15 protein-coding genes, 2 tRNA genes and 1 pseudogene are annotated in these 15,472 nt (G+C 52.4%); 5 read left to right on the top strand and 13 right to left on the bottom strand.

From position 1 onward, the window contains the following. Positions 1–74: 74 nt before the first annotated feature. Positions 75–1,115 carry a putative solute-binding protein gene (locus QQJ87_RS04525; protein WP_284280238.1) on the bottom strand — a complete coding sequence of 347 codons (1,041 nt, stop codon included), beginning with the start codon at positions 1,113–1,115 and terminating at the stop codon, positions 75–77. 67 nt (positions 1,116–1,182) lie between these two features. Then, entirely contained in the window at positions 1,183–2,220 is a 1,038-nt protein-coding gene (locus tag QQJ87_RS04520; RefSeq protein ID WP_284280237.1) for a hypothetical protein, read from the bottom strand. Positions 2,221–2,498: 278 nt separating this feature from the next. Between QQJ87_RS04520 and QQJ87_RS04515 the strand changes: the two genes are divergently transcribed. Then, positions 2,499–3,896 carry a response regulator gene (locus QQJ87_RS04515; protein ID WP_284280236.1) on the top strand — a complete coding sequence of 466 codons (1,398 nt, stop codon included), beginning with the start codon at positions 2,499–2,501 and terminating at the stop codon, positions 3,894–3,896. A gap of 20 nt (positions 3,897–3,916) precedes the next feature. Here the strand turns inward: QQJ87_RS04515 and QQJ87_RS04510 are convergent, their stop codons facing one another. After that, a complete protein-coding gene (locus QQJ87_RS04510; protein WP_284280235.1) occupies positions 3,917–4,285 on the bottom strand; it encodes a hypothetical protein in 369 nt (122 codons plus the stop codon). A gap of 118 nt (positions 4,286–4,403) precedes the next feature. Between QQJ87_RS04510 and QQJ87_RS04505 the strand changes: the two genes are divergently transcribed. Continuing rightward, positions 4,404–4,877, top strand: a complete 474-nt coding sequence (locus QQJ87_RS04505) for a DUF1178 family protein (protein WP_284280234.1) — start codon at positions 4,404–4,406, stop codon at positions 4,875–4,877. A 66-nt stretch (positions 4,878–4,943) separates the two neighbouring features. On the opposite strand, the gene QQJ87_RS04500 is transcribed toward QQJ87_RS04505, so the two are convergent. The 10 genes and pseudogenes from QQJ87_RS04500 to QQJ87_RS04455 all read right to left on the bottom strand — a co-directional run bounded on the left by QQJ87_RS04500 (position 4,944) and on the right by QQJ87_RS04455 (position 12,938). Continuing rightward, positions 4,944–5,020 (bottom strand) — tRNA-Pro (locus QQJ87_RS04500). A 23-nt stretch (positions 5,021–5,043) separates the two neighbouring features. Then, complete coding sequence (locus QQJ87_RS04495) at positions 5,044–5,430, bottom strand: MerR family transcriptional regulator (RefSeq protein WP_284280233.1); 387 nt, start codon at positions 5,428–5,430, stop codon at positions 5,044–5,046. 35 nt (positions 5,431–5,465) lie between these two features. Next, positions 5,466–5,741, bottom strand: a pseudogene (locus QQJ87_RS04490) (integration host factor subunit alpha); the annotation flags it as partial. A 119-nt stretch (positions 5,742–5,860) separates the two neighbouring features. Then, positions 5,861–8,281, bottom strand: a complete 2,421-nt coding sequence (gene pheT, locus QQJ87_RS04485; protein ID WP_284280231.1) for a phenylalanine--tRNA ligase subunit beta — start codon at positions 8,279–8,281, stop codon at positions 5,861–5,863. A 20-nt stretch (positions 8,282–8,301) separates the two neighbouring features. Next, the gene (pheS, locus tag QQJ87_RS04480; protein ID WP_414674865.1) at positions 8,302–9,258 is read right to left on the bottom strand and encodes a phenylalanine--tRNA ligase subunit alpha; all 957 of its coding nucleotides are present in this window, start codon (positions 9,256–9,258) and stop codon (positions 8,302–8,304) included. A gap of 236 nt (positions 9,259–9,494) precedes the next feature. Next, complete coding sequence (gene rplT / locus QQJ87_RS04475) at positions 9,495–9,851, bottom strand: 50S ribosomal protein L20 (RefSeq protein WP_284280229.1); 357 nt, start codon at positions 9,849–9,851, stop codon at positions 9,495–9,497. Positions 9,852–9,869: 18 nt separating this feature from the next. Beyond that, on the bottom strand, positions 9,870–10,067 hold the full coding sequence (gene rpmI / locus QQJ87_RS04470) for a 50S ribosomal protein L35 (protein WP_284280227.1): 198 nt from the start codon (positions 10,065–10,067) through the stop codon (positions 9,870–9,872). Positions 10,068–10,261: 194 nt separating this feature from the next. Further along, positions 10,262–10,780: a translation initiation factor IF-3 gene (infC, locus tag QQJ87_RS04465; RefSeq protein WP_284280389.1), complete on the bottom strand. Its 519-nt coding sequence runs from the start codon at positions 10,778–10,780 to the stop codon at positions 10,262–10,264. Positions 10,781–10,813: 33 nt separating this feature from the next. Further along, on the bottom strand, positions 10,814–12,721 hold the full coding sequence (gene thrS / locus QQJ87_RS04460; protein ID WP_284280225.1) for a threonine--tRNA ligase: 1,908 nt from the start codon (positions 12,719–12,721) through the stop codon (positions 10,814–10,816). Between the two features lie 140 nt (positions 12,722–12,861). Next, a tRNA-Val gene (locus QQJ87_RS04455) sits at positions 12,862–12,938 on the bottom strand. 132 nt (positions 12,939–13,070) lie between these two features. Between QQJ87_RS04455 and QQJ87_RS04450 the strand changes: the two genes are divergently transcribed. From QQJ87_RS04450 to QQJ87_RS04440, 3 genes are all read left to right on the top strand, one after another. Further along, positions 13,071–13,337, top strand: a complete 267-nt coding sequence (locus QQJ87_RS04450; protein WP_284280224.1) for a hypothetical protein — start codon at positions 13,071–13,073, stop codon at positions 13,335–13,337. Between the two features lie 90 nt (positions 13,338–13,427). Continuing rightward, positions 13,428–14,330, top strand: a complete 903-nt coding sequence (locus tag QQJ87_RS04445; protein WP_431310077.1) for a UDP-2,3-diacylglucosamine diphosphatase — start codon at positions 13,428–13,430, stop codon at positions 14,328–14,330. Then, on the top strand, positions 14,327–15,463 hold the full coding sequence (locus tag QQJ87_RS04440) for a glycosyltransferase family 4 protein (RefSeq protein WP_284280222.1): 1,137 nt from the start codon (positions 14,327–14,329) through the stop codon (positions 15,461–15,463). Before QQJ87_RS04445 ends, QQJ87_RS04440 begins: the two co-directional genes overlap by 4 nt. Positions 15,464–15,472 lie beyond the last annotated feature (9 nt).

Genomic DNA, 15,472 nt, shown 5'->3' with positions numbered 1-15,472 from the left:
ACGGGGGCCTAAGCCCCCTACTTCAGGACGTAAAGCGGGCGTCTGTCAGGTCACCCACCCTACTTAACCCCAAATCAAAGCTCTTTGGGTGTTGCACACTCTGAATCGGCGCGGTTCACGCCGCATCGAATCTGCTTCATGATGTTCAAAGTGCGGGGATCGTAAGACCCAGCCTTGGACAAGGCAACACGTGATTCACGCAGCAACACGGTGTATTTCACAGAGTCGGCTGCGGGAATGTCCATCCAGGCGCTTGAAGGAATGCCCTTTTCCGCGTTGTGAATGATGTTCATGCCTTGGTCAAACTTGCCAGCCCAGTACTCGCGTGATTTCTGTGCGAAACCATCAGGAAACTTCGTCTTATTCAGGATCAGCTGATAAGTCAACACGGCAACCGGGAAACGGATAATTGCACCCTTGGTGCCCAGGCCCTTATATAGCTCCAGGGGCTTGTATGCGGCGGCTGGCGCAGCAATGATGTCCACAGAACCATTGTTAAACTTCGCGCCAAAGTTGGAAATATCTGCGGACACGGGCGACGCGCCTACTTTGGAGATCATCTCTTTTTGGGCTGAGTCGTAGTCAAAAGAGGCTATCTTCTTGCCGGCCAGTTTTTCGACAGAATTGATACCACGATCCTTCACGTACAAATAGGCTGCACCGAAGGGCACAATACCAGCCACCTGATAATTGCCATTGGTCATCAGATTGTCGGCCTTTTTGGTGGCAAACAACTCAATGGCGCGATGCAGTACTTCGTAGGTCAAAGGCATGTCCACTTTGCCGTCTTTCACCACAGAGGCGGCGCCCAGTGCATCCAGTGAACCGGCCACTGTGTTGTAGGGGCGAGTACGGAAGGAAGTGGCGACCAACATGTCGCACTGACCTGTCTTGAAGTTCTCGGACGCGATCTTTTCGTCGGTCAAAGCTTCCAGATCAAGGGTTACACCCTGACCTTTGGCAAACAGTGCGTAGTCTTTGGCCATGTTGTACACGTCACCACCAGCACCCAGAATGTCATAGACGCAAACCTTGTTGCCAGCCATGGCAGGCGCGGCCACTACAGCGGCGCTCATTCCAAGACCAACGGCGATCGCAATTTTCTTCAACTTCATAAATTTCTCCTGTGTCTCTGTATTTAGCAGGTCGACACAAAATTGTTCGACCCGCTGATATAACGCCTTACTTCAGCAGGTCGTCTACATTCAAACCGGCTGGTAGCGCTGCTTTCTCATCCCAATATTTGCCCATTGAACCCACGGGGGTTCTAGTGCCCACGTTTTCAGTCCAATAACGATCAGACAGGTTCTGCATGGTGCTGTCTGCAATTTCTTCAATCAAGCGGTAGTCTTTGCTCGGTGTGAAGTCTTTAACCCCGGCGAAGCGCTTTGTCGCGTCGCGGAAGCGTTGAGTGTCTCCGATGGAGAGTGCGGATAGCGCGTACAGCACATGGGAAAGGCGAACACCTTCACGCTCACCGATGTACATGGACAAGTTAAACGTTCCCCACACATCTTTGCCAGCAGACATGCCGGGAAGAATATTCCAGACCACAGCGCGCGCGGCGTTCGGCGCACCCCACCATTTGGCGTTTGAAATGCAGGTCAATGCCCGCTCTGCCTTGGGTGCGATGTCGGTAGGCACACCGACCATCTGCTGGGAGGCGATGTCATTGACCACGGCCTGAAGACCAGCGATGGTGCCGAGCAAATAAACCAGTTCATCAAAGTCACGTGTGAATGCGGGGCATCCGTCACCGTACTTGAAATTGTATTTGTCCTGGAGTTTGTCGCGCATGCGCTCAAAGGCAGCCAGCTGGCGACGTGCAGTGACTTCCAGCAGACGCTTTTGAGCGATACGGGCGTCTTGGGCCTCTTCGATGTTGTTTTGGCGAGAAGCTCTCAAGTAGCGAAGTTCCTCTTCCACCGCACGCTTTTCAGAACACACGCCTGCAGAAGTGTAAAGCAGTGTTTCGAGCAGAGAAGGATCGCCATGGAAAGCCCGCGTTCCGGCGGACAGCAGCGGAAAGTTACTTTGTGCGAACCGGCATCCCATGTCCACATCATCCAGCTCCAGCTGGGGTGGAATCACCCGTCGTTCGATCAAGTTGATGGCGAGGTTGGTTGCGCCTCCTTCAACTTTGGCACAGCCTGCAGAAAATAAGGTAATCGCGAATACACCAAGGGTGGCTGCGGCACGGATGAAGCCGAGTCTGGTCATTTATGTCTCCAATGATTTTTCTTTTATACCTTGCCTCGGTCAGTTTGGATTTGACTGATGAGTAACAAGCGTTGTGGTGCTATTAAACCATGAAAATATGGCCCATCCAAGGGATGTATTCACCTCTAGTGATGACAAAGAATGGTGAATATGAGCGAGTTCTTAAAGACAGTCCGTTCAAAAGGCCAGAATAGGCCTTGAAGACGGTGCTTTTAAGACCATCAAGACGATCAAAACGGGCGCACACTGAAGTAATTACAATTTCCTGAAATTGAATCATGAGCGACGCAGCAACCCCTTGGGATCTGGTTGACCAGGCCTTCTCGAACACCAAGCAAGAGCAAGCACCCAGCAAGATGCAGCAAGCAGTCAAAGACATGACGCCCCTGAAAGGCAAAACGGCTCTGGTGGTTGACACCGCTTTGGCCACAAGACGCGCCATTCAGGAACAACTCTCCCAACTGGGGGCTCGCAGCGTCATATTTGCAAGCTCAGTCAGCGAAGTTGAGCAAATGCTGGAAAGCCGCGAATTCGCCTTGATCGTGTGTGAATATCAACTGGAAGGCGACAGAAACGGTCAGCAATTGCTTGAAGAATTGCGTGTTGGCAAGAAATTGCACTGGAACATCGCCTTCATGATGGTAACTGGCGAAAGAACCTATTCAAACGTGGTGGCCGTGGCTGAATTCGAGCCTGATGATTATCTGATCAAACCGTTCACTGCATCCATTCTTTCAGACCGTGTTGTCCGGATATTCAATCGCAAGGCCCGCCTGGGCGAGGCTTACTCGGCTCTCTATGAGGGCCGCCATGACGAAATGCCCGCAATCTGCGAACAATTGCAAAAAAGCTACCCGCTGTATGAACAGGAAATTCAGCGTCTCCGTATCGACTCTCTCGTTCTTTCTGCGCGTTTCACAGATGCCGAAGACGAATTAAACCGACTGATCAGCATTTCACCAAAACCCTGGATGCAACTGAAGTTGGCCAAGGTCAAAAGCGAACAAAAGCGCTATGCAGAGGCCGGAAGCTTGCTGGAGGAAGTCGTAAGAACCAATCCGGAATACCTGGCGGCCACAGACCTGTTTTCAGAAGTGCTTTGGGAGCAGAACAAGCCCGATGAAGCACTGGAAGTGCTTGAAAGACTGGGCGCGAAAGCCTTGAACTCAACGACCCGATTGCGAAAATTGGCTGATCTGGCCGTGCGAGTCGGCGATGACACACGATCAAAAAACTACCTGACCAAAGTGATTGATCGCTCCCGGAATAGCTCACTTTCACAACTGGCCGATTACCTGCAATTGTCAAAGATCTACATTCGTGAGGGCAAGGTTGATGAGGCCGAGCGTTTGACCTCCAAAATGCGCACTGCAGTCAATTCCACTGAACTGGAATTTGCCCGCTCGCTGATGAACATTCAAAAGCAGATCAGCGAGGGCAAAATTGAAGCGGCGGCTGAAAAGCTGGAGGAGTTTTTTCAAACCCACGCGGAACAGATTCAAACCATGGAAAACGAAACCCAAACCAGTTTGTTGGAGCAGTGCTTTGCCACCAACATGCAGCAACGCGGTTTGGACCTTGCGCGCAACATTTCAAAACGCAAACCCAACAAGGCGATTCTCGATCGCATCAAAAACGCGATCGCATCGGCCAAACAGACGGAAACAGACGAGTAATAGCGTCTGTTTATAAGGGTTCAGGATTTTTTCGAACCAGGCTTTTTTTTGCCGGTTTGTTGACGAATCGCTTCGTGGTCAATTAAGTAGTCGGGTTTGGAAATGCCGTGTCTGACCGGATCAGTGGGCAAGGCATTGTGCACGGCCTGCGCCCCTACTTTGGACACAAATCGGACAGTGTCGTAAGCCGAATGGGTAATTTTCTTCTCGATCATATGGACCACCGAAGACACCGGCGCGATGGGCTTGATCTTTCCGAGCACAGAAAACGGAATGTCAGCAATACGACGGTGGACTGACTCCACCTGACGCGTACCCTCGTCAATGCTGGCGGAAATCAGATCAACAAGGCCACGCAAGTGAGGCTCAACCGACCGTTTTTGGGACATGCAATTCCTCTATGTTGTCCAAATCAAAGTGAGGCATGATTCTAGAAGGGTTCCGGCCTGAACTGTAGAAGAACCATTCCATTGTAAAATAGCGAAGTTTCAAGTTTCAGACAAGACTGTGGCAACTATCATTTACGACCTTGAGTGCGATTTCGCACACCGATTCGAAGGCTGGTTTCGTTCCGCCGAAGATTTTGATTCGCAACATGGCAGACATTTGATCACCTGCCCGCAGTGTGGGTCATCCAGCGTTCGCAAGGTGCCCTCACGCATCAACATAGGCTCTAACGACCAATCCAGAAGTGTCGCAGACATCCCGGCCAATGGATCTTTCAGCGCAGGCAAACCAAACACTGTGGATGTGGCCACTGCATTTGTGATGGCCAAGCAAGTCATTCAAGCGCTGGTTGCCCACTCAGAGGACGTTGGCGAGCGCTTCGCTGAAGAAGCCCGAAAAATTCATTATGAGGAAGCGCCTGCCCGCGCAATACGCGGACAGGCCAGCCACGAGGAATGTGAAGAACTGCGCGACGAAGGAATTGACATCGTCGCGCTGCCGAACCTGGGGCCCAACACTTCTTCGCTTAATTGAACGCGAAGTCAGCCACTGCGTCGCAAATGAAAAAGGCCTGAGTCTTGGACTCAGGCCTTTCCTTTTTGGTCGGAATGAGAGGATTCGAACCTCCGACCCCTTGCACCCCATGCAAGTGCGCTACCAGGCTGCGCTACATTCCGTGAAGGCGCGATTATACATGAAACTAAGGTGTCATGAGGGATTCGCGCAAATTAAGCAATTGTTCTTTCAATATTTCGCGATCAATCAAAACAGGCAGCGGCTCGTCACCAGCCGGTCCGTTTTTCTCTTGATCCAAACGGTTGCGTGCACCGCTGATGGTAAAGCCGTGTTCATACAACAATTCACGAATTCGGCGAATAAACAGCACTTCGTGATGCTGGTAGTACCGCCGGTTTCCACGCCGTGTGATCGACTTCAACTGAGTAAATTCTTGCTCCCAATAGCGCAACACATGGGTTTTTACGCCACACAGTTCGCTAACTTCACCAATAGTGAAGTACCGCTTGGCCGGTATGGGTGGCAGGCTGGCAGTGGGAGCAGCTTTCAAATCACTTGAAGACTTTTGCATACGGTCGGGCTTTACTTTAAATAATTTAGAAAAAATTATTCAACCAAAGCTTTAAGTTTTTGGCTGGGATGAAAGGTTACCACCCTGCGCGCTGCAATGGGGATCTCTTCGCCAGTTTTCGGGTTTCTTCCTGGCCGTTGGGGTTTGTCTCGCAACTGGAAATTGCCAAAACCTGACAATTTCACCGAGACGCCTGCTTCCAGGGTTGTGCGGATTTCATCAAAAAACGCATCCACAAAGTCCTTGGCCTCGCGTTTGTTTAAACCAAGACTGTCAAACAGCATTTCGGCCAGTTCTGCCTTGGTCAGCGAGCCTGAGGCCAGACCATCTTCAATCAATTCTTTTCGGTCGGACTGTACTTGCACGTCATCAATCCTGTTCTCATTTAGTACGACTTGATCCACTTTGTATAACCCAATCTTGATTTGTTTTAACGAAGGCGAGCGCCGCACTTGGCTTCGGCGGCACTCAACATTTTCTTAAGCAAAGGTTCAACATCGGCGTCGGTCAGACTGCGGTCTGAGGCCTGAAGGGTCAACCTGAAAGCCAAACTTTTCTCGTTTTCTTTCAGTCCTTTACCTTCTTCTTTAGGCACAAACTCATCGAAAAGAATAACCGATTTAAGCCATGAAAGGTTGTCATCTTTCAGATCCATCAAGGCTTTTTTCAACTCACCTGCTTGAACATTGCGATCGACCACAAGCGCCAGGTCACGAATGACCACCGGCAACTTCGACACGTCCTTGAACGAAGGCAAGTTGAAATCAACGATGGATTGAACATCCAATTCGAACAACACGGGTGCAGAATTCAACTCATAGGCCTGCACCCATTGTGGATGCAATTCACCCAGAAAACCTGCAGACTTGCGATTCACGAACACCTCTGCAGTGCGCCCAGGGTGCAGTGCCGGATGCTGACCAGGCCGAAACTCGACTCGAAGTCCGTTCAGCAGGGCTTCCACGTCGCCCTTGACATCAAAAAAATCGAGTGCACGGTTGTTGCCGGCGGACCACTGCAACTGGTCAGCCAGCCCAAAAGCCATGCCACCGACCTTCCAGCGTTGATCGAAACCTTGAACGGCCAGCGCACCCTCTTTCGCATTCTCATCCCGGCGGAACGTGCGTGCCACCTCGAAAATACGCAGACGGTCTACACGGTGGCTTTGGTTGTGCTTCAAGATATCCACAAAGCTGCCGATTAGGCTGGAGCGCATTACCTGAAGGTGGCTCGCAATTGGGTTTAACAGACGAACAGGATCGTCATTGCCGGCAAAATCAGACTCCCAGCTGGCGGGCACGAAGCTGTAGGACACCACTTCCTGGTAGCCCAGGGCAGCCACCTTGTGGCGAAGTTCGTGACGCCCCAGCTTGCTTTCTTGTGAGGGCAACATCTTCAACTTACCCACTGGTGCACGCAGGGGCAGATTTTCATAGCCGATAACCCGAATCAGTTCTTCGATCAGGTCTTCTTCAATTTCGATGTCGAAGCGGTATGAAGGGGCCTTCACAAGGTACTCCGCCTGCTGAGCCTCGCCCTTTTGCTCAAATTCAAAGCCCAGACGCGTAAACACCTCACAAACTTGCTGATTGGTGAACGACATCCCGATGACCATTTCGGCCCGGGCATGACGCATGCGCACGGTTTTACGAACGGGCAAGTCCAACACCTGATCAACCAAGGGCCCTGCCTGGCCACCACAGATCTCCAAAATGAGCCGGGTCATGTACTCCATGTGCTCGGGCAGCATCTGAAAATCCACGCCGCGTTCAAAGCGGTGGGAAGCGTCTGATGAAAAATTCAATTCTCGTGCACGGCCAGCAATGGCGGCAGGAAACCAGAATGCGGCCTCAATGAAAATGTCTGTGGTGTCATCCGACACTGCGGTGTGATCGCCACCCATGATACCGGCCAGTGCCTGCGGCCCCGCTTCATCACAAATGACCCCAAAACGCGGGGACAATTTGACCTCTTGTTCGTTCAGCAGCTTAAGGGCTTCACCTTCACGGCCCCAACGCACCTGCAGATCACCTTTCAGCTTTGCAAGGTCAAACACGTGTGTAGGCCGACCCAGTTCAAGCATCACATAGTTTGAAATGTCCACCAACGCGCCCAAGCTGCGCTGCCCTGCTTTCTCCAGGCGTTCAACCATCCAGGCGGGTGTTTTGGCATGATTGTTCACACCACTCAGCACTCGACCCACAAAACGACCGCACAAATCCTTGGCTTCGACATTGACCTTCAAAGTGTCTTGAATGACGGGCTGAACGGGTGTGAAATCCTTGGCTTTCAACGGGGCACCCGTGAGTGCAGCAACTTCACGCGCAACACCCCAGACTGACAAGCAATCTGCACGATTGGGCGTCATCTTCAAGGTGAACACCATTTCGTTCAGACCCATGTATTCGCGAACATCTGCACCCAGGGGCGCATCTTCAGCAAACACATAAAGACCCGAAGCGTCGGCTGCAATGCCAATTTCTTTGGCGGAACACAGCATGCCACCGCTTTCAACACCGCGCATTTTGGTGGGTTTGATCTTGAAATCACCGGGCAAAACAGCACCGGGCAATGCGCAGGGCACCTTTAGACCCACGTCCACATTGGGTGCGCCGCACACGATTTGTCGAACTTGGCCATCACCCGTGTCGACCTGACACACACTGAGGCGATCTGCGTCAGGGTGTTTTTCCTTGGCAAGCACCTTGGCCACAACAACCCCGTGAAAAGGCGGCGCAACCGGATTCAGTTCTTCAACTTCCAGGCCGGCCATGGTCAATTTTTCAGCCAGATCTTCAGTGCCCAAAGTTGTTTCAACAAGGGACTTTAACCACGATTCTGTGAATTGCATTTGACAGTATCCGATTTGAATTAGTTGAACTGCTGCAGAAAACGGATGTCGTTTTCATAAAAGAGACGAAGGTCATTGATGCCATAGCGCAGCATGGTCAGACGATCTGGCCCTACCCCGAAAGCGAACCCGGTGTACACCTCGGGATCAATGCCAACGTGACGCAACACATTGGGGTGAACTTGACCAGAACCAGCAATTTCAAGCCATTTGCCCTTGTTCGGCCCTGACGTAAAAGCCATGTCAATTTCAGCGGAAGGTTCCGTGAATGGGAAAAACGACGGCCGAAAGCGGATCGTGAGATCGTCGGTTTCAAAAAAGGTTTTGAGAAAATCGATAAAAACGGCCTTCAGGTCGGCAAAACTGACGCCTTTGTCAATCCACAACCCTTCAACCTGATGAAACATCGGCGAATGCGTGGCGTCGCTGTCCACGCGATACACGCGCCCTGGCGCGATAACCCGAATGGGAGGCTGATTGGTCTGCATGTAGCGCACCTGCATGGGCGAGGTGTGGGTTCTCAGCAAATGACCGCCCTCGACGTAAAAAGTGTCGTGCATGGACCTTGCAGGGTGATTTTCGGGCGTATTCAACGCGGTGAAGTTGTGAAAATCGGTTTCGATTTCAGGGCCATCGGCGAGATCAAACCCGATCGACGAAAAGATGGATTCAATTCGTTCGAGCGTTAGCATGGCGGGATGCAAACCACCGGGCCCACGCTGCCGACCGGGCTTGGTGACATCAATGGCCTGTGCCTGCAGTTTCAACTGCATGGCCTGATCGGCCAATGCCTGACGGCGGGCATTCAACACTGCCTCAACCTGCTGTTTCAGCTCATTGATTTCCTTGCCACGGGTTTTCTTTTCCTCAACGCTGAGCTGGCCAAGGCCTTTCAACAACTCGGTAACCTTGCCTGTTTTGCCGAGATAGAGCGCCTTGATATTCTCGAGAGAAGCTGGATCGCTGGCACCCTGCATGGCCAGTTCGGCCTCTGACAAGATGGCGGATAAAGATGCATCCATGGGTGATTCCGTCTAGAGTTTTGAGTATTGAACGTGTCTTTGCGTAAGACGGTGATTGTACTTGCTTCAAGGCCCAATTTTTATCGGCCAGATGCACATCCACCCAGAAAATAGGTCACCAAATGAATGGCTTAGGCAATAAAAAAAGGAACCCGAAGGTTCCTTTTTTCAGATCTGCGAGTGAAAGCGTTTTAGGCTTGCACTGCTTGCACCTGTTTGACGATCGCAGCAAACGCTGCTTTGTCGGTCACAGCCAGATCAGCCAGTACCTTGCGGTCCAAGCCGATCGCAGCGCGCTTCAGGCCGTTGATGAACACGCTGTATGTCATGCCGTGTTCACGAACAGCGGCGTTGATACGGGTGATCCACAGGGCGCGGAATACTCGCTTTTTGTTGCGACGGTCGCGGTAGGCATATTGGCCTGCGCGCATGACCGCTTGCTTGGCAATGCGGAATACATTGTTACGACGACCGCGGAAGCCTTTGGCTTGGGCGATTACTTTCTTGTGACGGGCACGGGCCGTTACACCACGTTTTACTCTAGGCATGTTTCAATCTCCTACCAGTTATGCGTAAGGCATCATGTCGCGAATACGACCGATATCGGAGGCATGCACTGTCTCCATACCGCGCAGCTGACGCTTGCTCTTGGTCGTCTTCTTGGTAAGAATGTGGCGCTTAAAAGCGTGACCACGCTTGATTGAACCGCTTGCGCGTACCAGAAAACGCTTTGCGGCGCTTTTCTTGGTCTTCATCTTGGGCATCTTGGTGCTCCTGATTGAATACTCATCGGCTTGCAGGTGATTTCGACGAAATCCTTGTAGACCTGTTTTGCTCGACACTGTCTTGATCGACATTCTGCCAAACGAATTTGGCCATAAAAACCAAAAGCCGTTTGGCAAGCCCGCGATTATAACGCGTAGGCTTGCAAACAGCAATCGTATTTTCGGGAATTTAATTACTTCTTTTTGGGCGCAATCATCATGACCATTTGCCGACCTTCCATCTTCGGCATCTGCTCCACTGCGGCCAACTCATCGAGATCTGTTCGCACTCGCTCAAGCAGGCGGGCACCAATTTCCTGGTGGGCCATTTCTCGACCCCGGAAACGCAAAGTCACCTTGCACTTGTCGCCGTCTTCAAGAAAGCGAATCAAATTCTTGAGCTTGACCTTGTAATCGCCGTCATCTGTTCCAGGGCGGAACTTGATTTCCTTGATCTGAACCTGCTTCTGTTTGGATTTGGCTTCCTGAGCCTTTTTCTGCTCCTGGTAACGGAACTTGCCGTAATCCATGAGCTTGGCCACAGGTGGGGTGGCTTGAGGCGCGATCTCAACCAGATCAACCTCGGCCTCTTCGGCCATCTGTATGGCATCCAGCGTTTTTACGATGCCAAGTTGTTCACCCTCAATGCCAATCAGACGAACTTCGGGAATGCGAATCTCACCGTTTATACGGTGTTTCTTTTCAGCTACGATGTTTAACCTCTTTTGTTCTAAATAATATTTGTGCTAGCCACGGCTTTGAATTTCGCCGAGCAGACGCTCGACGAATTCTTCGACAGGCACAGCACCCAGGTTTTCATTGCCACGAACGCGGACGGCCACTTTGCGCTCATCGCGCTCTTTGTCACCAACCACGGCAATGTAAGGCACTTTTTGCAAAGTGTGCTCACGGATTTTACGATTGATTTTTTCATTTCGCAAATCAGCCTCAACGCGTAAGCCTTTATTTTTCAACATTTGTACAACATCAGCGGCGTAGTCTGACTGCGCCTCTGTGATGTTGGCGACCACCACTTGAACCGGGGCCAACCAGAGCGGCATGTTGCCGGCGTGGTTTTCAATCAGAATGCCGATGAATCGCTCCATAGAGCCAACAATGGCCCTGTGCAACATCACTGGCACTTTGCGCTCGTTGTTTTCGGCCACATACTCGGCACCCAGACGCCCCGGCAACATGAAGTCCACTTGGATGGTGCCGCACTGCCAGGAGCGCCCAATGCTGTCTTTCATGTGGTACTCGATTTTCGGACCATAGAAGGCGCCCTCGCCGGGTAACTCTTCCCATTGCACGCCACAGGCGGTCAACGCGTCACGCAGCGACGCCTCAGCCTTGTCCCACACGTCATCGGTGCCCAAACGCACTGCCGGGCGCAAAGCAAGCTTGACGGCAATGTCAGTGAAACCGAAATCGGCATACACCCGCATTGCATCCTGGTTAAATCGGGTTACCTCAGCCTTCACCTGCTCTTCGGTGCAGAAAATATGACCGTCGTCTTGAGTAAAACCGCGCACACGCATAATGCCGTGCAGTGCACCGGAACTCTCGTTTCGGTGGCATGCACCAAACTCGCCGTAGCGCAGCGGCAGATCGCGATAGGACCGCAGATCAGACTTGAACACCTCGATATGCCCAGGGCAGTTCATGGGTTTCAGGGCATAGTCGCGTTTTTCAGATTCAGTCGTGAACATGTTTTCGCGATAGGCCTCCCAGTGGCCTGACCGCTCCCACAACTTGCGGTCCAAAATCTGCGGGCAGCGAATTTCCTGGTAGCCACCCTCACGATAGACGCGGCGCATGTACTGCTCCACCTCTTGCCACATGGCCCATCCTTTGGGGTGCCAAAACACCAGGCCAGGCGCTTCATCCTGCATGTGGAACAGGTCGAGTTGCTTGCCCAGCTTCCTGTGATCGCGTTTTTCCGCCTCTTCGAGGCGATGCAGGTAAGCGGCCAGGTCTTCTTTGGTGGCCCAGGCGGTGCCATAGATACGCTGCAGCATTTCGTTGTCTGAATTGCCGCGCCAGTAAGCGCCAGACACCTTCATCAACTTGAAGTATTTGAGCTTGCCGGTTGACGGAACGTGGGGACCGCGGCACAAGTCGATGAACTCGCCTTCCCGATACAGCGAAATGGTTTCATTGCCCGGAATGCTGGCAATGATCTCTGCTTTGTAATGCTCGCCTTGCTTTTTAAAGAATTCCACTGCGTCGTCGCGAAGCCATTCTTCACGAGTAACGGTTTCATCCAGCTTGACCAGTTCCTGCATGCGCTTTTCAATGGCCTCAAGGTCTTCAGGCGTGAAGGGGCGTTCGAAGGAGAAATCGTAATAAAAGCCGTTTTCAATGACCGGCCCAATGGTGACTTGCGCACTGGGGAACAATTGCTTGACGGCATAAGCCAGCAGGTGCGCGGTTGAGTGGCGGATCAGGTCCAGACCCTCAGCGTCTTTCGAAGTCACAATGGCCAGGTCTACATCGCTTTCAATTCGGTAAGACGTATCAACCAGTTTGCCGTTGACTTTGCCTGCCAGTGCGGCCTTGGCCAAACCGGGGCCAATGTTGGCAGCAACCTGATCAATGGTGACAGCGGCTTCAAATTGACGTTCAGAACCGTCAGGAAGGCGGACTACTGGCATTGTTCTTCCCTTACCTTGTTGGTACAAATCGATGGACGAAAAAAAAGTGCGGCCTAGGTCGCACTTTCTATTTTAGCCTTGGCCCCAAAGACCAAAACCAAGGTTTTGCACAATATGCCACAGAAAGCTTGAAAGCCTTCTGGTAGGCGCGATTGGATTCGAACCAACGACCCCCACCATGTCAAGGTGATGCTCTAACCAACTGAGCTACGCGCCTGTGCTGAGGGCGCAATTCTACAGCATTCGAAAGTTTTGTCAAAGCTTTGCCCATCGAATTACACGATTTGCTTGACACAACTTCTGACAAGAAATATTGTCAGTCCGTTACTTTTTTATCACTCGAGTCAACATGGCCCTGAATTTGTCCCCCAAATCTTTTGAATCTGCCCGCAAACTATTGAACGGTTTCTGGATTGTTGTCCCCGCTTACATGGTGCTTAGCCTGTTCATGCCCTTCCTGGTCCTGATGGCATTGGTGCTGACTGTGTTACATGCCCTGGAAATTCCCGTGGCGCTGATCAAGCTGCGTGGCAAGAACCTGCCCACGCTGGAAGTGGCTTCAAAAACGCTGCTGTATGGTTTTACCTGGTGGTTGCCGAAAAGCCTTGAGGCTTGAGCACCTTGTCACATTAACGTCATCAATTTGTCACGAGGGGGTCAAATAGAGGGTGTCCAATGAGTTTTCATGAAAGCCATTACTTCATTCATGAAAAAAGACACGCTCCAGAACCTGACCAGGCAGGCCACTGCCACCCTCGCGTTCGACGACACCACTGACCATTTGTCAGAACCTCCCACGGGTCTGCCCAAATCGGTTCACCGCACAATCTGGTTATCCGACATCCACCTTGGCACGCCGGGCTGTCAGGCTGACGCTCTGCTCAGTTTTCTTCGCCACCACGAAGCCGACACCATCTATCTGGTGGGCGACATCATCGACGGGTGGCAACTTCGGAAAGGCTGGTTCTGGCCACAAAGCCACAACGACGTGATTCAAAAGCTGCTCAGAAAAGCCCGAAAAGGCACACATGTGGTCTTTATTCCGGGCAATCACGACGAGGCAGCACGTCAGTTTTGCGGCATGACCTTCGGTGAAATCCCGATTCTGCATGACACCGTGCACGTCACAGTCAAAGGCAAACGCCTTTGGGTGCTGCATGGCGATGAATTTGACCAAGTGGTGCGGTACGCCAAATGGCTGGCTTACCTCGGCGACACGCTTTACAACTTCGCACTCACACTGAACCGCTTGGTCAACAACATTCGCATCAAGCTTGGCTACCCCTATTGGTCTTTAAGCCAGTACTTGAAACACCAGGTCAAAAACGCGGTCAATTTCATCCTGGAGTTCGAACACATCCTGATCGCAGAGGCGCGTCAGCGTGGCTATGACGGCGTGGTGTGCGGACACATTCACAAGGCTGAAATCAAGGAAGTCGAGGGCCTGACCTACTGCAACGATGGGGACTGGGTTGAAAGTCTGACCGCACTGGTCGAAAGCCCTCAGGGAGATCTTTCGATCGTCCATTGGCCTTACCGGGACTCAGATCGCGTCAAAAAGCGCAAAGCCGTCGAATTGAGCGACCAAAAAGAGGACTCGCACGCATGAAAATCCTGATCGCAACAGACGCCTGGGCCCCGCAGGTCAACGGCGTGGTTCAAACCCTGACCCAATTGACCCAAAAGCTTGCCGATCAGGGGCATGAAGTGCAAGTCATTCACCCTGGTCTTTTCAAGACGGTGCCCTGCCCCACTTACCCTGAAATACGGTTGGCGCTGTGGCCATGGAAAGAAGTGATGCGTGCATTGAAAGGCTTCAATCCAGACGCGGTGCATATCGTGACTGAGGGGCCAATCGGGTTAGCAACACGATTGCTGGTTCGGGCCAAGTCCATTCCCTTCACGACGGCCTACCACACCCAGTTTCCGGAATACGTCAAGGCGCGATTTGGCCTCCCCGTCAATTGGACGGCTCGGCTACTTCGCTGGTTCCACAAGCCCGCCAAGGCCGTCATGGTGCCCACGCCCAGCATGATTGCCACACTGCAAAGCCGTGGATTGTCCAACTGCGTGCTTTGGCAACGCGGTGTTGACACCCAGTGCTTCAACCCGGCCCCATCAAAGGCAGCCTACTCAATGGCCCACGCGCCAGCGGCGTTGACCGCGTGTGATCAGCAACAACTGGAGCTGATTCGCCAACTGAACAATACCTTGGTGACCCGGCCTGTCTTCCTGTATGCAGGCAGAGTGGCCGTGGAAAAAAACCTGGAGGCATTTTTGAGCCTGAATTTGCCAGGCGAAAAATGGGTGGCCGGCGATGGCCCTGCGCGCAAGGCGCTTGAGAAAAAATTTCCAGGCGTGCGCTGGTTCGGCATGCTGAAACACGCAGCGCTGTCCGAGCTTTACCGCACTGCCGACGTCTTTGTGTTTCCGAGCCTGACCGACACCTTTGGTTTGGTGCTGCTAGAGGCCATGGCGTGTGGCTGCCCAGTAGCAGCCTTTCCGGTGACGGGCCCGCTGGATGTCATCGGCGGATCAGGCGCGGGTGTACTTCACACCGACCTGCAAAGGGCTGCACTCGCGGCGCTGAAAATTGATCGCAGCGTACCCCGGCAGTATGCAAGCCAGTTCACCTGGGACAACTGCGCGCGCCAGTTCACCTCGTATCTGGCCATTCGCAGCCAACAGGCCTGGGCGGTCAAGCAAATGCCACAACCCAAGGCACTCTCAAATCGCTCCTGATGCAAAATG

Source organism: Limnobacter litoralis (genome assembly GCF_030160455.1).
GTDB classification, from domain to species: Bacteria; Pseudomonadota; Gammaproteobacteria; order Burkholderiales; family Burkholderiaceae_B; genus Limnobacter; species Limnobacter litoralis.
The sequence above is the reverse complement of the archived record's forward strand: the minus strand, read 5'-3'. Positions and strand labels throughout refer to the sequence as shown.